The sequence below is a fragment of the Planococcus beigongshangi genome (genome assembly GCF_016820495.1).
In the GTDB taxonomy this organism is placed as follows: Bacteria; Bacillota; Bacilli; order Bacillales_A; family Planococcaceae; genus Planococcus; species Planococcus beigongshangi.
The window spans coordinates 54,244-68,466 of the sequence record NZ_JADHDU010000003.1 but is presented as its reverse complement, the minus strand read 5'-3'; the positions used below and the strand labels follow the sequence as shown (position 1 = coordinate 68,466).

The 14,223-nt window shown below is 46.6% G+C and carries 12 protein-coding genes and 1 riboswitch; of the genes, 2 read left to right on the top strand and 10 right to left on the bottom strand.

Annotation, left to right across the window (positions count from 1 at the left end; all coding sequences use genetic code 11):
• Nucleotides 1-9: 9 nt before the first annotated feature.
• Nucleotides 10-112, bottom strand: a riboswitch (TPP riboswitch).
• A 315-nt stretch (nt 113-427) separates the two neighbouring features.
• From IQ294_RS07375 to IQ294_RS07360, 4 genes are all read right to left on the bottom strand, one after another.
• The gene (locus IQ294_RS07375; RefSeq protein WP_203333881.1) at nt 428-982 is read right to left on the bottom strand and encodes a GNAT family N-acetyltransferase; all 555 of its coding nucleotides are present in this window, start codon (nt 980-982) and stop codon (nt 428-430) included.
• A gap of 27 nt (nt 983-1,009) precedes the next feature.
• On the bottom strand, nt 1,010-1,462 hold the full coding sequence (locus tag IQ294_RS07370) for a helix-turn-helix domain-containing protein (RefSeq protein WP_203333396.1): 453 nt from the start codon (nt 1,460-1,462) through the stop codon (nt 1,010-1,012).
• A gap of 168 nt (nt 1,463-1,630) precedes the next feature.
• A complete protein-coding gene (locus tag IQ294_RS07365; protein ID WP_203333395.1) occupies nt 1,631-2,125 on the bottom strand; it encodes an LURP-one-related/scramblase family protein in 495 nt (164 codons plus the stop codon).
• A 33-nt stretch (nt 2,126-2,158) separates the two neighbouring features.
• The gene (locus IQ294_RS07360) at nt 2,159-4,219 is read right to left on the bottom strand and encodes an ATP-binding protein (protein WP_203333394.1); all 2,061 of its coding nucleotides are present in this window, start codon (nt 4,217-4,219) and stop codon (nt 2,159-2,161) included.
• 291 nt (nt 4,220-4,510) lie between these two features.
• On the opposite strand from IQ294_RS07360, the gene IQ294_RS07355 reads away from it, so the two are divergent.
• Entirely contained in the window at nt 4,511-5,062 is a 552-nt protein-coding gene (locus IQ294_RS07355) for an ECF transporter S component (protein ID WP_203333393.1), read from the top strand.
• A gap of 70 nt (nt 5,063-5,132) precedes the next feature.
• Here the strand turns inward: IQ294_RS07355 and IQ294_RS07350 are convergent, their stop codons facing one another.
• From IQ294_RS07350 to IQ294_RS07325, 6 genes are all read right to left on the bottom strand, one after another.
• Nucleotides 5,133-5,552 (bottom strand): hypothetical protein, encoded by a 420-nt coding sequence (locus IQ294_RS07350; protein ID WP_349291333.1) that lies wholly within the window; start codon nt 5,550-5,552, stop codon nt 5,133-5,135.
• Nucleotides 5,553-6,003: 451 nt separating this feature from the next.
• Nucleotides 6,004-7,548, bottom strand: a complete 1,545-nt coding sequence (locus tag IQ294_RS07345; protein ID WP_203333392.1) for a malate:quinone oxidoreductase — start codon at nt 7,546-7,548, stop codon at nt 6,004-6,006.
• 224 nt (nt 7,549-7,772) lie between these two features.
• Complete coding sequence (locus tag IQ294_RS07340; protein ID WP_203333391.1) at nt 7,773-9,314, bottom strand: histidine kinase N-terminal 7TM domain-containing diguanylate cyclase; 1,542 nt, start codon at nt 9,312-9,314, stop codon at nt 7,773-7,775.
• 257 nt (nt 9,315-9,571) lie between these two features.
• On the bottom strand, nt 9,572-10,486 hold the full coding sequence (locus tag IQ294_RS07335; protein WP_203333390.1) for a pseudouridine-5'-phosphate glycosidase: 915 nt from the start codon (nt 10,484-10,486) through the stop codon (nt 9,572-9,574).
• Nucleotides 10,483-11,601 (bottom strand): carbohydrate kinase, encoded by a 1,119-nt coding sequence (locus IQ294_RS07330; RefSeq protein WP_432419951.1) that lies wholly within the window; start codon nt 11,599-11,601, stop codon nt 10,483-10,485. Before IQ294_RS07330 ends, IQ294_RS07335 begins: the two co-directional genes overlap by 4 nt.
• A gap of 274 nt (nt 11,602-11,875) precedes the next feature.
• Nucleotides 11,876-12,667 (bottom strand): nucleotidyltransferase domain-containing protein, encoded by a 792-nt coding sequence (locus tag IQ294_RS07325; protein ID WP_203333388.1) that lies wholly within the window; start codon nt 12,665-12,667, stop codon nt 11,876-11,878.
• Nucleotides 12,668-12,849: 182 nt separating this feature from the next.
• Here IQ294_RS07325 and IQ294_RS07320 point away from each other — a divergent pair, with 182 nt between their 5' ends.
• On the top strand, nt 12,850-14,043 hold the full coding sequence (locus IQ294_RS07320) for a hypothetical protein (protein ID WP_203333387.1): 1,194 nt from the start codon (nt 12,850-12,852) through the stop codon (nt 14,041-14,043).
• The last annotated feature ends 180 nt before the right edge of the window (nt 14,044-14,223 follow it).

Sequence of the window (14,223 nt, the reverse complement as noted above, 5' to 3'; positions counted from 1 at the left end):
AGAAATCCGGCATACGCTCGCCCACTTCCCTCCGCTGGTATGATCCAGATCAGGTTCAAAGGGTCCGAGCATTGCTCGTCTCAGCCGGTAACCGGCTCCCCCAGTGGTGCATGTATTCAGTTGTTCCCTCACAGATTATCACAGTGTCTGGAGAATCACAAATTTATTTACGAAGAAGGGATTCTGGTTGAACGCACGCAAATTGATTTAATCGCACACAAGTATCGCTTAACCGCACGCAAATATTCCAATCTGCCGAATAACAAAAAACACCCCGCCATAAAGGCGGGGTGTATCGATATTTGCGGCGTCCAAGCCACGCTCCACAACGTGTTTCCCCGAAAGGAGTGCTTGTGCGTCTTACGCAAATGAGCTCATCGCGTCTCTAACAATAAGCCCTAAGCGGCAATAAGTCAATGCATTTCGCTTAAAGCGCGGCGTATTCGCCCGTTGTAATTCGATAAAGCACATGCTTTTTCAATGGACTTCCTTTTTCCAATTTTGGATGGTCGAATTCACCCGCTTTTGTCATGCCGATCCGTTGCATGACCATTTCCGACGGCTTATTGGTCTGTGCGGTAAAGGAACAGATTTCATTCATGTCCAAAATCTTGAAAGCATAATCGAGCGTCGCTTTCGCCCCTTCTGCCGCATAGCCGCGCTTCCAGAATTTATTGTCCAGCCGCCAGCCAATTTCAACGGCTCCCGGGAAACCCGCATCAAAGCCGACTTCCAGCAGTCCGATAAAGCCGATGAACGCACCGTCTTCCTTTCGTTCGACTGCCCAAATGCCAAAGCCTTTTTCTTCGGTATGCTGCTCGAATCGCTCAATCAGCTTATCCGATTCATCCTTCGTCAACGTGTCCGGAAAGAACTCCATCACCTCGGGATTCGCGTTCATTTCGGCAAACCCTTCCCTATCGTCATCTTTCCATCTTCTGAAACCGAGCCTTTCAGATTCGAATATATAAAGCTCTCCCATTTCCTTCACCCTTTCATCTCTTTCCCGTCAGCGGTATTTATCTTTCAGCGAATCGCTGCCGACTCCGCCGATCAGCATCAAAGCCAATGGACCAAAATTGGCCAACAATCTTGGCAGGCCATCCATCTGCAATAAATCCGTTCCTGCAAAATAATTGATAGCGAAAGCAATAAGCTTGGCCGCCAACAATAGCACACCGATTAAAAACACACTGTCAAAGAAAACTTTCCACTTCGGATAAGCCAGTTGTCTGCTGTCCTGAATCACTTTTTCTTTCAATTCCCTGTCACTCCTCAGCATTTCGTCAATTGTTATTCCAAACAGATCGCTAAGATCAATCAGAACTTCGATGCTTGGCAGGCTCTTTCCCGTCTCCCATTTTGAAACCGACTGCCTACTGACATGAATTTTCTCTGCAAGCTCTGTTTGGGACCACCCCTTCCGCTCTCTTTCAGTTTTCACCCGTTCTCCAAAAGTCATTTAAACCACTGCCTTTCTATACTTTCAAGTTTGAGCATAATCCCATGCGAAGTAAAGCTACTTTCAGTTGCATGCCGGCTTCACCCCGCTTTGACCGCTTTCTGTATGAAATAAATTAAAAAAGCGGCCCATTTCCGGCCGCTTCGTCTTCCCTTTTAATAAGATTGCTTACGCACCGCCCGAAGCTGCCGCCGCCTGATCCGCCTTGACACAGTCGATGGCCACCACCAGAGCAATGATAAGATGCTCCATTTCTTCGTCCAGAATCTCCATTTCGTAAGTGTCGCCCCATGTGAACCATTGTTTGCTCACTGAACCGACAACTTCCCCCTTACGTAAGACTTCAAAATCCATGTCCCACCAATTTCCCTGCACATCGATTCCCTCTGCATCAATCGTATAGCGGGCTTTGAAAAAGGAAAATTCCTTATTGATCGTCATGGCTTCACGGCCGTCCACTTCGACAAAAAATTTCGGCAAAAGGCTGAACACTTTTTTCGTAATCAGCGCAATTTCCTTGCGCGACGGATCCATGATGGTAAAAGTCTTGGGAATTTGCATGAAACTGCCTTCAACGTAATAGACATCCTGCTGATCGATGTCCTTTACCGTAAATTTGCCGCTCAGACTGAACACCTTCTGTTTCATGTAAAGCTTCTTCATCCCCATCCCCCCTTTGCTATAGCATATCCTTTTTCAGTCTATTCCGGCAACTTGGAATTTCGTAAAGAAAATCGTGCCTTCCGGTCCTGTTTCAATGTCGATGGCTGCATTATGGCGGGCTGCCACCGCATAGCAGATGCCAAGTCCGAGGCCGGTCCCGCCTTCTTTGGTCGTATAAAACGGCGTACCGATTTTCTCCATGATGGCGGGATCGATGCCGCTTCCCTGGTCCTGCACCGCCAGCACCACACTATTATCTTCTTCCACATAGGTTCCGATGGTCAGCGTGCCGCCTTCTTCCATCGCTTCAAAGCCATTGCGGTACAGGTTGATGATCAATTGCTTGATTTCATTATGATTAAGCAATAAATCCGGAATTTCCTGCGTATAAATTTCAAGCTGCTTGTTTTGATTGAACGCATCGCTTTTAATCAGCGGGGCAATGTCCTGGATGATGGTATTCAAATTCATCATTTTCATATCGGATGTCCGCGTATTGCCGACGGAAAGGAATTCCGTAATGATGGCATTGGCCCGGTCGAGTTCACTGATCATCAAATCGAAATGGCCGGCATGCGGCGCCAATAACTCATCCGCCTTCAATAATTGCAGAAACCCTCTCACCGTCGTCATCGGATTGCGGATTTCATGGCTGATCCCCGCCGCCATCTGGCCGATCAGATCCAGATTGGCCAGCCGTTTCAATTCCTTCTCGTACTTCTTCTTTTCCTTGATATTCTTCAGCATGCAGCAGATGCCGTCATCAAAAGGATAGGCAGTGACTTCATACCAATAATCTTCTTCTTCCGAATAGGCCTCGAAACGCACGGTCACCCTATCCTTCATGGCCCGCTGGAAAGCATGGTAAATATCGCTTCCGAGCAATTCGGGATAGATTTCCCACATATTCTTGCCGCTTAGAGCCGCATCCTTTTTATCTTCCGGCATCAGGTGATGTTTATTTATATAGACATACTCCCATTTTTTGTTGAGCGCAAAAAAACCGTCCGTGATGCTTTCGATGACGCTATTGGCCCGCTTATTGGCGGCATACAGCTCACTCGTCCGTTCTTCGACCATCACTTCCAGCCCATCCATATACAATAAATTCGAAAATACCGGTGCCGTTGCATCGACGATGGATTGGGCCAATGGGATCTGCGCTTCTTTAAAATCTTCCTTGTCATCGAAAATGCAGATTGCGGAGACAATCCCCTGTACTTTCCCCATTGAGATCAAAGGAGACAGCAGCAAGACCTGGTTTTGAGAAACCTTTAAATGCATACGCTGACGGAGTATGACCACATCTGCGAGTGATTCTTCGAAGCTTTTCAACAAGCCTTTCTGGCGAAGTGTTTCATTCCATTCTTCTTCCGTCGAATTGCCTGCCGCTGTGAAGATCAATCCGTTATCAATTCCGGCCATAGATGGTTTTACCGTATGTGCAATAAATTGATCGAGGAAAATTATTTTTTCCACATAGGAAAAGCAGACTTCCAAACTTTCCTGGCTGGTCGAACAATATGACAACTCCTGGCTGAGATTCAACAGCAATTGTTTTTCTTGCAACAGCTTTTCCTTCTCGGCAATATTTTTTGCGTTGTGGATCGCTAAGCCGGCCATATTCACATAAGCCTCCACACTTTCAATTTCGGATTTCTGCAAATTCATCAGACTCCCGTAATTGAACAGGAATACCAGGCCGAATAATTCTTCTTTATAGGAAATCGGCAAAGCCAGAAGCGATCGGATCTGGAAATTTTCCACGGAATTCGAGTCGGGACGGCCGTCTTGCTGTGTATCCGGTATATAAACGGTTTTTCGCGTTTTGATCACTTCTGCAGCCAGCGGGTCCGTTGCCGGATCGATCACCTGCGATTGTAAAGTCATGCCATTCATGCGTTCCGGTTTCCCCGTATAGCCCCGGTAAGTGCCATCCTCCTGCGGCAAATAAATGCCGACTGCACTGCAACGGACAATCTCTTCCGAAATGGCCGTCGTCACTTGCTGCAGAACTTCCTGGAGTTCCAGTTTCGCATTGATGATCTGCGTTATATTGGCAAGCCGCGAATACCTCGACTGTTCTTTTTCCATTCCATCTTCTCCAATCTTTCGTCAGCACAAAACCCACATAGAAGTCATGGATGCACTATCAATGACTTCATTTCATGTCGTTTTCAAAATTTCTTCATCTGCATACATTTTACCAAAAGATGAGGGCTAATTCCGTAAGTCCTTTATTCTTTGGAAAACTGACCCCTAAGAATTAACCATATTTGGCACTTTCAACTGGGTCAACCATTTGCTATTCTTAGCAGGAATCATAGAGCGGCGGATTTTTCGGCCGCTTGAAAAAAATCCATTTTCAAAAGGAAGGTAATTCTTATGCAAAAAACAGCTGCGGTAAAACCTGTTTCCAGTAAACGCACATTCGATTTGATCCTGACAGCAATGGCCATTTCGCTTGTTTTTGTCGCCACCCAATTATTGAATATCCGGCTGCCGATTGCCGCAAACGGTGGATTGGTCCACCTCGGTACAGCGATGCTGTTCACCATCGCCATGCTGTTCGGACCGAAAAAGGCCGCCATTGCCGGCGCTGTCGGCATGGGATTATTCGACCTTATCAACGGCTGGACGCTATGGGCTCCGATCACGATCATCGCCCGCGGATTACAGGGTTACATTGTCGGCCGAATCGCATGGTCCGCCGGTCGCCAAGGTGGCAGTAAAGCATTTAACATCCTTGCAGCCATCGTCTCCATTCCAGTGATGGTGGCCGTCTATTATGTGGGTGAAGCCATCATCTTCAGCAGTTTCATCATTCCGGCTGCTTCCATTCCGGGCAATCTTGTCCAGAACTCCGTCGGCCTGCTGATCGCGATCCCTGTAGTAATCGCATTGAAAAAAGTGCCTTTCTTCAAAAGAGGGCTATAAAATAAGGAAAATCTCAGTTCAGTGAACTGAGATTTTCTTTCAATAAAACTGGCTTTATGTAAAAGATGGATCATAGCAAAGTGAAAAGATGGATGATGAAAATGGAGATGAATACTGCATCGGCCATCGCCAGATACAGCTTGGTCTTCGATTTCTTCATTTTCGCGAGACTGTAATTGAACAAAGTATCATACAGGCTGGCAGCGAATAAAATAATTGAGATGCCAATCACCACAGCATTTTCCGTCACCGAGACGGCCAATAGGTAAATGAACCACCTGCGGATAAAGTTAACGAGCAACCCCAGCAGCATGACCGAAATATGCTTAGGGTCGATCTCCAATTCTTCTTCAGACGAAATATCCATCATGCCTTCTTTAATTTTCTTATATTCCCTTAAATAATCGACATTGAGCCATAACATGACCAAACAATAGATAAGCATAATGATCGTTTCGTTACCGTTAATCAGTTCCCCGATTATAAACACCCCATATTCCTGTCTATTTAGAAAGATGTATAGAATCTGGATAATCTACTTAGGTGTCTGACATGATTCATTTCGTCCGTGCGAGCTGATTTAGAACAAGCTTTTCCTATATTCTAGCATACATAATTAGAATTATTTGTTAACACTGGAAAGACTTGAATGGAAAAAGCTTTCGCGGACGCGAAAGCTTCCTTAAGGGATTGGAGTTTTTCGCCTGGCGAAAAACATCCGCTTCGGCTTTAGAATCTGGAGTGTGGCAGAATTTTATTGAAATGCACATATTGTTGTCACTGCGCACACAAACTTTATTCTCCGCACATAAATCCCATCTTCCGCACATAAATTCTGCTCACCGCACACAAATCCCATCTTCCGCACATAAACCCCGCTCTCCCGCACATAACCAATCAAAAAAAAGAAAGCCCGACTTTCAGGGCTTTCTTTTAACTTTTTACACTCGTTCTTTCACTGATTTGTCATCAGCGTCAGCTATTGCAGCTGTGGAAAGAGCCGTTTCATTCAAACCGAGCGCTTTGTCGGTCAGTTCGTGGATTTCCTTGAACAATTCCGGGTTGTCCGCCAATGAAACGCCGTAGGACGGAACCATTTCACGGATTTTTGGTGCCCATGCTTCTTTGTATTCAGGGAAGCACTTGTTGAAGATTTCGAGCATCGCGTGCACGGCTGTCGATGCACCGGGAGATGCCCCAAGAAGGGCGGCAATCGAGCCATCTTCAGCGGTTACGATTTCCGTACCGAATTGAAGTGTGCCTTTACCTTTTTCTTCTGTGTCTTTGATGACCTGGACGCGCTGGCCGGCTACGACTACATCCCAGTCTTCCAGTTTTGCAGTCGGGATGAATTCACGCAATTCGTCGATGCGTTTTTCATCAGACAGCAATACCTGCTGAACAAGATATTTCGTCAAGCCCATTTCTTTCGCTCCAGCTGCAAGCATCGTGAACACGTTATTCGGCTTCACAGATCCGATCAGGTCCATATTCGATCCGGTTTTGAGGAATTTCGGTGAGAATCCTGCAAATGGTCCGAACAATAACGATTTTTTATTGTCGATATAGCGTGTGTCCAAATGCGGCACGGACATCGGCGGTGCGCCGACTTTCGCTTTGCCGTAGACTTTCCCGTGATGCTGGTTGACGAGTTCCGGGTCGTTGCAGACCAGGAAGAGGCCGCTTACCGGGAATCCGCCGATGTGCTTGGATTCCGGAATACCGGTTTTCTGCAATAGAGGCAGACTTCCGCCACCGCCGCCGATAAAGACGAACTTGGACGTATGGTATTCGATTTTGTCGTTTTTCAAGTCGTGGACTTTAACTTCCCACGTGCCGTCGCTCAAACGTTTGATGTTCTTGACGGTGTGTTCGTAATTCACTTCGACGTTTTCCTGCTGAAGGTGTTTGAAAAGCATTTGAGTCAATGCGCCAAAGTTGACGTCCGTTCCCGTGTCGATCTTCGTTGCCGCAATCGGATCAGTGGAAGTGCGTCCTTCCATGATCAACGGCATCCATTCTTTCAGCTTGTCAGCAGAATCCGTAAATTCCATGCCGTTGAATAAAGGCACTTGCGTCAATGCATCGAAACGTTTTTTCAGGAAGTTCACGTTGTCTGCGCCCTGCACCATGCTCAAATGCGGAATCGGCATGATGAAGTCCTGCGGGTTGGCGATGCGTTTATTGTTCACAAGGAATGACCAGAATTGGCGTGACATGTGGAATTGTTCGTTGATCTTGATCGCTTTGTCAATCTCGACCGAACCGTCAGCTTTCTGCGGTGTATAGTTCAACTCGCATAACGCCGCGTGTCCTGTACCTGCATTATTCCACTCATTGGAGCTTTCCGCTCCGGCTTTCTCGAGCTTCTCAAATACTTTGATTTCCCAGTCCGGCGCCACTTCTTTCAACATTGCTCCCAATGTCGCGCTCATTACACCGGCTCCGATTAAGATGACATCTGTTTTTTTCGGTACGCTGCTCATTATACCCTTCCTTATCCCATATATTTGCAAAAAAATGCCGGCCACCCTGCCCCGGGTCGATCTCAAGCAGGACTTCCGGTACTCACTTTTTTGCCTCAGTTTTTCGTAAAATCTATCGCGACTTGCCATAAAGTAAATAGTTCTACTTCTAACAGATAATTATATACCATTTTCAGCTGGCAATAAAGAAAAGCTACCTATTTTATGGTGAACATGAAAAAAACTCATTTCGCCTTTTCTTTAGAGGCTTCGACCACCCGTACCTGATTACGCCCGGATTCTTTTGCCGCGTATAAGGCCGTGTCTGCTTCGTGGAGCAATTGATGCAGACTTTTATCTGTTCCTTCTGTAATTCCTATGCTCATCGTCACCGCAATCTTGCCTTGGACCGTCTTCAGCGGCAGATTCATCAGCTGCGCGCGCATGCGGTTACCCAATTTCTCCGCTTCGGAGACCGGCATCCCTTTCAGTGCCAGGACGAATTCCTCCCCGCCATAGCGGGCAAATAAATGGGGGGCCTCCAATTGTGTCCGGCAAACTTTGGTAATGTGGACGAGCAGTTCGTCGCCCGTGTGATGCCCATATGTGTCATTGACCTTTTTGAAATGATCGATATCCAGCAGCATGACGGAAAACGGCACGCCTTCTTTCTTCGCTTCCGCCAATTCTTTTTCACATTGCTGCATGAAAGCGCGGCGGTTATGAATACCGGTCAGCTCATCATAATAAGCCTGGTTCTCTAATTGCGTCTGCAATTTTTTGAGTTCCGTCACATCCGTGAAGATAAGCAGCGACCCTTTCGACTCATCCAGGAGAGTAACGCGGACCTGGTAGACTTTCTCCATTCCGCTGACAGCCATCTTCACTTCTTTGGCTTCTGTGGCATGTTCCAGATCCAGCACAAAATAATCTTCCCAAAACTCCAGGATGGATGTCCCGAACAAGGATTTATTCAGGTTGGGAAAGTTTTTTCTCGCCGCTTCATTGAAATCAATCAGGCGTTTGGTACCGTCCAGCACGATGACACCATCATTGATGCTGTTGAATATGGCATTTTTCGCAACGGGCATGATGGCGAACAGGCTGGATGAACTGATGGCCCAGAGATACAGGAGCGACGTGATCCACAGCACCATCGGCACCGGATCGACTCCAGGCGGCGTCATCCCGATTAAATAGAGGAAAGCCGTCACCATCGGCACCAGTTGACCGAGCATCAGCGCGATCAATTGTGAACGGTAGGCCCTCGCCGTTTCTTTCCACTGGGAGATCATCAGCAGCAACGCGATGAACATGCAGCCGAAAATATAAATGCCGTGGACCGCATACCAGGGACCGATTTCCTGATATATGTATGGAAGTCCCAGATCCGGATCCACTGTGAATACATGATAATGGAGATGATGCCAGTCGTTCGTCAAAACCATCAGGAACGTAATGACCGGAAGCGCAAGGAGTGCAGCAATCCTTTTCTTCGTCACCTTAATCCCCAAGTATTTCATGATGAACAATAAACCCAGCGGTGAAGATATGGGCATCCCGATATACTGGACAATGGTCCAAAGTTTCATCTGCTCCAGCGTCACCGAAGTCAGGCCCAAAGCGGACGCTATACAATAGATGGCAATGGCGGCCGTGTAAACAGCAAAATAGTTTGCGATGTTCGAATAATGGTGGCGCTTCATCAAAACCTGGAAACCAAGATAAATGATAAACACACTCGACATACAAATCAGCGTAATATATACAGTTAATGTTGAATGCAAATTCAAGACCCTCATTTGTGTAAGCCGAATCAATGATTTCCGATAATCATCCCTTAGAAAAACCGTGCGCTGACAATTTCCAAGGAAGAATTGTATAATTTTATAATTCAAATTATCCACTTACAGATATTTTCTTATAATGTAGCATAATTTTCACTAGAAATATGTATATTTTTGAGATTTACTGGAAATTAAAACTAAATATTTTTCAAAAAAATAACGGATACGCCTGATGAGGCGTATCCGCATACGTTTATTTATTTCATTCCATTAAAGCTTACGGCAATTTTCGAGCCGATCACCGCGTTGTGTTTTACAAGCGCGATATTGGCATCCAGGCTCTTGCCTTCAGTCAATTCTTTTACTTTGCCAAGCATGAACGGTGTTACATCTTTGCCGGCGATGTTGTTTTCTGCCGCTTCTTTCAGTGCAGATTCGATGATGCCGTTGATGAATTCCTCATCCATCGCGTGCTCTTCCGGAATCGGGTTCGCAATGACTGCTCCGCCTTTTAAGTTCAAATCCCATTTCGCTTTCAGTGTTGCAGCGATTTCATCTGTATCTTTCGCGTTGATCTGCAGAGCGAATTCACTTGTACGCGTGAAGAACGCTGGAAGTACATCTGTTTGGTAACCGATGACCGGCACTCCTTTTGTTTCCAGGTATTCCATCGTCAAGCCAAGATCCAGGATGGATTTCGCGCCTGCACAGATAACGGCCACGTTTGTTTGAGCCAGTTCTTCAAGGTCTGCAGAGATATCCATTGTTGTTTCCGCACCACGGTGAACGCCGCCGATGCCGCCTGTTACGAAAATCTGGATGTCCGCAAGTTCTGCGCAGATCATAGTTGCAGCGACTGTTGTTGCGCCCATTTTTTTCGTTGCCAGCAAGTATGCCAGATCGCGTCTTGATACTTTTGCGACATCGGTGCTCTTGCCGAACATTTCAAGTTCATCGTGTGTCAGGCCGATTTTGATCTTGCCGTCGATCAATGCAATTGTTGCCGGCACTGCACCGTTTTCACGGATGATTTCTTCTACTGCACGGGCAGTTTCTACGTTTTGCGGATACGGCATGCCGTGTGAGATGATCGTCGATTCAAGCGCGACGATCGGCTTGCCCTGTTCTTTTGCTGTGCGTACTTCTTCGGATAATACGATATATTGTTTCATGCTAATTCCTCCAAGTTTTTTAGTAGTTGTTCTGCTGACAGATCCTGTCTTACCGTGTAAGGCGACTGAAGCGTTTTGACAGCATTCACGCTGCCGGCTTTTGCAATATCGATCAAAGATTTCCCTTCCAGCCATGAATAGACGACGGCCGATGAAAATGCGTCTCCCGCACCTGTTACGTCTGCCACTTCCTCCGTTACATACGCCGGAATATGGAAGATCCCTTCGGTTTTATTGCCGATCATGGATCCTTCTTTACCGTTTGTGATGACCACGTTTTCCACTCCGCGCGCCAGCCATTCTTCCACTGCTTCGCGCCAGTCCGCCTCATCCAGGATTTCCCGCTGCAAATAAGCTTCCGATTCGTCCCGGTTTGTGATGAGCCACGTGACGCCTTCCAATTGTTCCGGCAGCCGTTCCATTTTCGGTCCGGAAACCGGAATGAGGATAATCGGTACACCGTATTTCCTGGCTGTCTCACATAAATAATGGACAGATTCTTTCGGACAGTTCAGATCGACGACGATGCTTATTGCCCGGCTGAGTAAATTCTCGTACTGCTGCAGGAATTCCGGCGTGATGGCGTCGTAGATTTCCATATTGGCAAGGGCGATCACCATTTCGCCTTCCGTGTCGAGCACAGCGGTATACGAACCGGTTGCACTTCCCGGAAACTGCGTCACACCTTCAAGCTTCATGTAACGTTCGGAAGCTTCTTCGATGACCGTCCAGTCCTTGTCGGCGCCGCTTGCTGAGATCAGCGAAACGTCCATGCCGAGGCGTCCAAGGTTTTCTGCAATATTGCGGGCCACTCCACCGACTGTCTGGCTGACATTGACGGGATTCGATGTTCCCAGCTGTGCTTTGTTTTTGATGTAAAACTTCTGATCGACGTTTGCTCCGCCAATACAGATCACCGGCTCTGACTCATTCAGCACGTAAGCTCTGCCAAGGATATAACCTTTTCGGATCAATCCTGAAATGATGTTGGCAACCGAAGGACGGGACAAACCGACTTCCACCGCCAGATCTTGTTGTGATATATAAGGATCTTTGCGGATTCTTTCCAAAACCGCTTGTTCGTTATCATTGAGTTTTTCAGGCATTTTTTTCACCTTTTCCTGATAATGACATTTTTATTATTTTAAACATTTGTTTCAATAAATAACTTATGTTTAAATCTTATTCCCTTTCCCGTGATTCGTCAACAATTTTATATCGGAAACAGCAAAAAAATTTCAATTATCGTCTATATCAAGAAAAATCCTACTCTTTCAGAAAAACTCCGGACAAAGCAGTACCGTTCTGCCGGATGAGCAGAGAACGATAAAAAAACCGCCCGCTTACTGATTTTACAGTAAATGGGCAGTTTTCGTTTGCACATAATGTTCAACTGGTCTTCCAGACTTCATCCAATGTAGCTCTGAACAAGCTGTCGAGAAGCTGGGTTGGATCTTCGGCTTTCACAGAAAGCGTTTTTGCATATTCTTTGAGGCGTTCCATCTCATCTTCCACAAACTCATTGATCACACCGATACGCGGTTCAAGATCGAACTCATCGCCGGCAAGTTTTCGTTTCAGGAGCTGGTTGATCTCATCCTTCAATGGACCTTCCGGAATGATATCTTCCAGCAATTCATGGAAACTGATCGGCGGCGTCTCGTTGTACTTTTCGATCCACCGACATGCCATTACCGGCCGCAGGACATAAAAATACTTTTTGATCTTCACTTCCGGCCCCTGCAGATACTCGCGGTAATTCTTTTTCGCCATGTTCAAATAATGGTAGAGCATCGAATTCGGATAAAATACATCCGATTCCAATGAGCGCATATTATCGACAAACGCATATTTCTGGTAATACACAATCTCACTTCTCAGCCACTCCAATAAAGGCGGATTGTTTTTTCTGAAAAGACGCAGTGCTTTCGTGATTTCCCAGCCACTGATGTCGAGCAGGTCATTGGTCGGTTCTTCGATGACATCCCGTTTCGGCCCGATTCCCTGCGGATCGATCGACAGATACCAGCGCGGCTGCTCCACATATATGAAACGCACATCGTAATCACTGTCTTTGGAAGGAAACCCCCATGCCCGGCTTCCGGATTCCACCGCATATAAAATTTTGACCCCATATCTTTCTTCGATTTCCATTAGTTTCTGTTGAATGATGTCCTTCATCGTCTTATCTCCTGTCGAGTACAAAGTTCTTCCAAATGCCATTTTGTATAATGTAGCATATTTTTGGCAATAAAAACCTGAAATGACCAACAGCAACTGCTCAGTTCATGCATCTTCCTGTCAAAACAAGGAGAAACACGGTTACGCGTCAAATAGGTAAAGAAAGCAAAGGGGGATCTGCCATGCAGGAACTTGCAGAAAAAATGTCAGCTTTATTGCCTTCCATGGACTTTAGAAAATATTGGGATGGATTCCAAGGCAAGGCCTTCGCCATCTATGATGAGAACAGAGTCTATCTGTTCAGACATCCGAAATGCAATGGCAATGCCTATATCGTTTTCCCTGCAGACAACCGGTTCATTTCCTGTACATCCATCTCATTTGAAGGGGTCCCGACAGCCATCGTCGACATCCGCTATTTCGATAATTTCGAAGAGATCTACTCCCTCATCGTCCATGAATCGTTTCACGCCTATCAGCATGAGCTCAGCGAAAGCCGTTTTCCGGACGAAGCGGTCGGTCCCTCGTTTCCGGCTGATTTCCGGTTTATCCAATTGCGTATCCAGGAACGGCAGATGCTTCATGACGCTGTTAACGAACGTTCAAAAGGTATACGCCATCAACTTATCAACGGATTCATCACGCTGCGCGACGAACGGATCCGCCTGTACCCTGACATCGTCGACTACGAAAACCGCGTTGAAACGATCGAGGGGCCGGCATTTTTCGTGGAATATCAGGCGCTGCAGGATGTCAGCCACAGCAAAACAGCGCGGCAGGCTTATGCCGACATGCTTCTAGACGCAGAAGATTCCCATCTCCACATCCGCAAAAGCTGCTCTAGTTCCGGACTTTTCCTGTGCCTGCTGCTCGAAGGCCTTCCATCCCGTTGGCAAGAGGATTTCATGCACTCAGAACTCAGCCTCTATCATTTCTTCAAAACGCATTATACGGATTACACCCCTGTGATCATTGCGGATGGAAACAATAAAGAAGAAATTACGCGCATCATCCAGACGATCAAGCGACAAAAAACGGAAGCCTTTCAATCGTTCGCCGCTCAGCCCGGCATCTGGTTGACAATTACCGGTGCGATGCAAGCCGCCGGTTTCGATCCGATGAACATCGTCATACAGGACGGCCAGGTGCTGCATAAGCATTTCCTGAAAATCCGCATCGGCTCAGCGGAATACTTTATCAAAGGGCCGGTGCTGACCCGATTTGACCCCGGGTTTAAAGATATAACCTCTCTCGAAGTCCATGTCGCCCAATTGCCGGCCGGATCGGAGAACGCCATTGACATCGAAGGGATCGGCCGCTTTAAAGGACACATCCATTATGCAGACGACCGCTCGGCAAGAATTTTATTGCAGTAGGGGAAAGTCCCTGCATCAGTGAGTAATGCTCATTGATGCAGGGACTTCATATTTGATGAATTTTCATCGTATAATTTTCCTCTTTACGTACGGAATTAAAAAATCCTGATAAATATGTCGCTGGAATCCGCTTCTGAATATGGAGAAAATTATTTAGTTCAATTTATATAGCTCACTTTA

Excerpts from the sequence above, each read along its gene's own strand:
- IQ294_RS07375 (WP_203333881.1), bottom strand. The coding sequence starts at position 982 with ATGGGAGAGCTTTATATATTCGAATCTGAAAGGCTCGGTTTCAGAAGA.
- IQ294_RS07370 (WP_203333396.1), bottom strand. The coding sequence starts at position 1,462 with ATGACTTTTGGAGAACGGGTGAAAACTGAAAGAGAGCGGAAGGGGTGG.
- IQ294_RS07365 (WP_203333395.1), bottom strand. The coding sequence starts at position 2,125 with ATGAAGAAGCTTTACATGAAACAGAAGGTGTTCAGTCTGAGCGGCAAA.
- IQ294_RS07360 (WP_203333394.1), bottom strand. The coding sequence starts at position 4,219 with ATGGAAAAAGAACAGTCGAGGTATTCGCGGCTTGCCAATATAACGCAG.
- IQ294_RS07355 (WP_203333393.1), top strand. The coding sequence starts at position 4,511 with ATGCAAAAAACAGCTGCGGTAAAACCTGTTTCCAGTAAACGCACATTC.
- IQ294_RS07345 (WP_203333392.1), bottom strand. The coding sequence starts at position 7,548 with ATGAGCAGCGTACCGAAAAAAACAGATGTCATCTTAATCGGAGCCGGT.
- IQ294_RS07335 (WP_203333390.1), bottom strand. The coding sequence starts at position 10,486 with ATGAAACAATATATCGTATTATCCGAAGAAGTACGCACAGCAAAAGAA.
- IQ294_RS07325 (WP_203333388.1), bottom strand. The coding sequence starts at position 12,667 with ATGAAGGACATCATTCAACAGAAACTAATGGAAATCGAAGAAAGATAT.
- IQ294_RS07320 (WP_203333387.1), top strand. The coding sequence starts at position 12,850 with ATGCAGGAACTTGCAGAAAAAATGTCAGCTTTATTGCCTTCCATGGAC.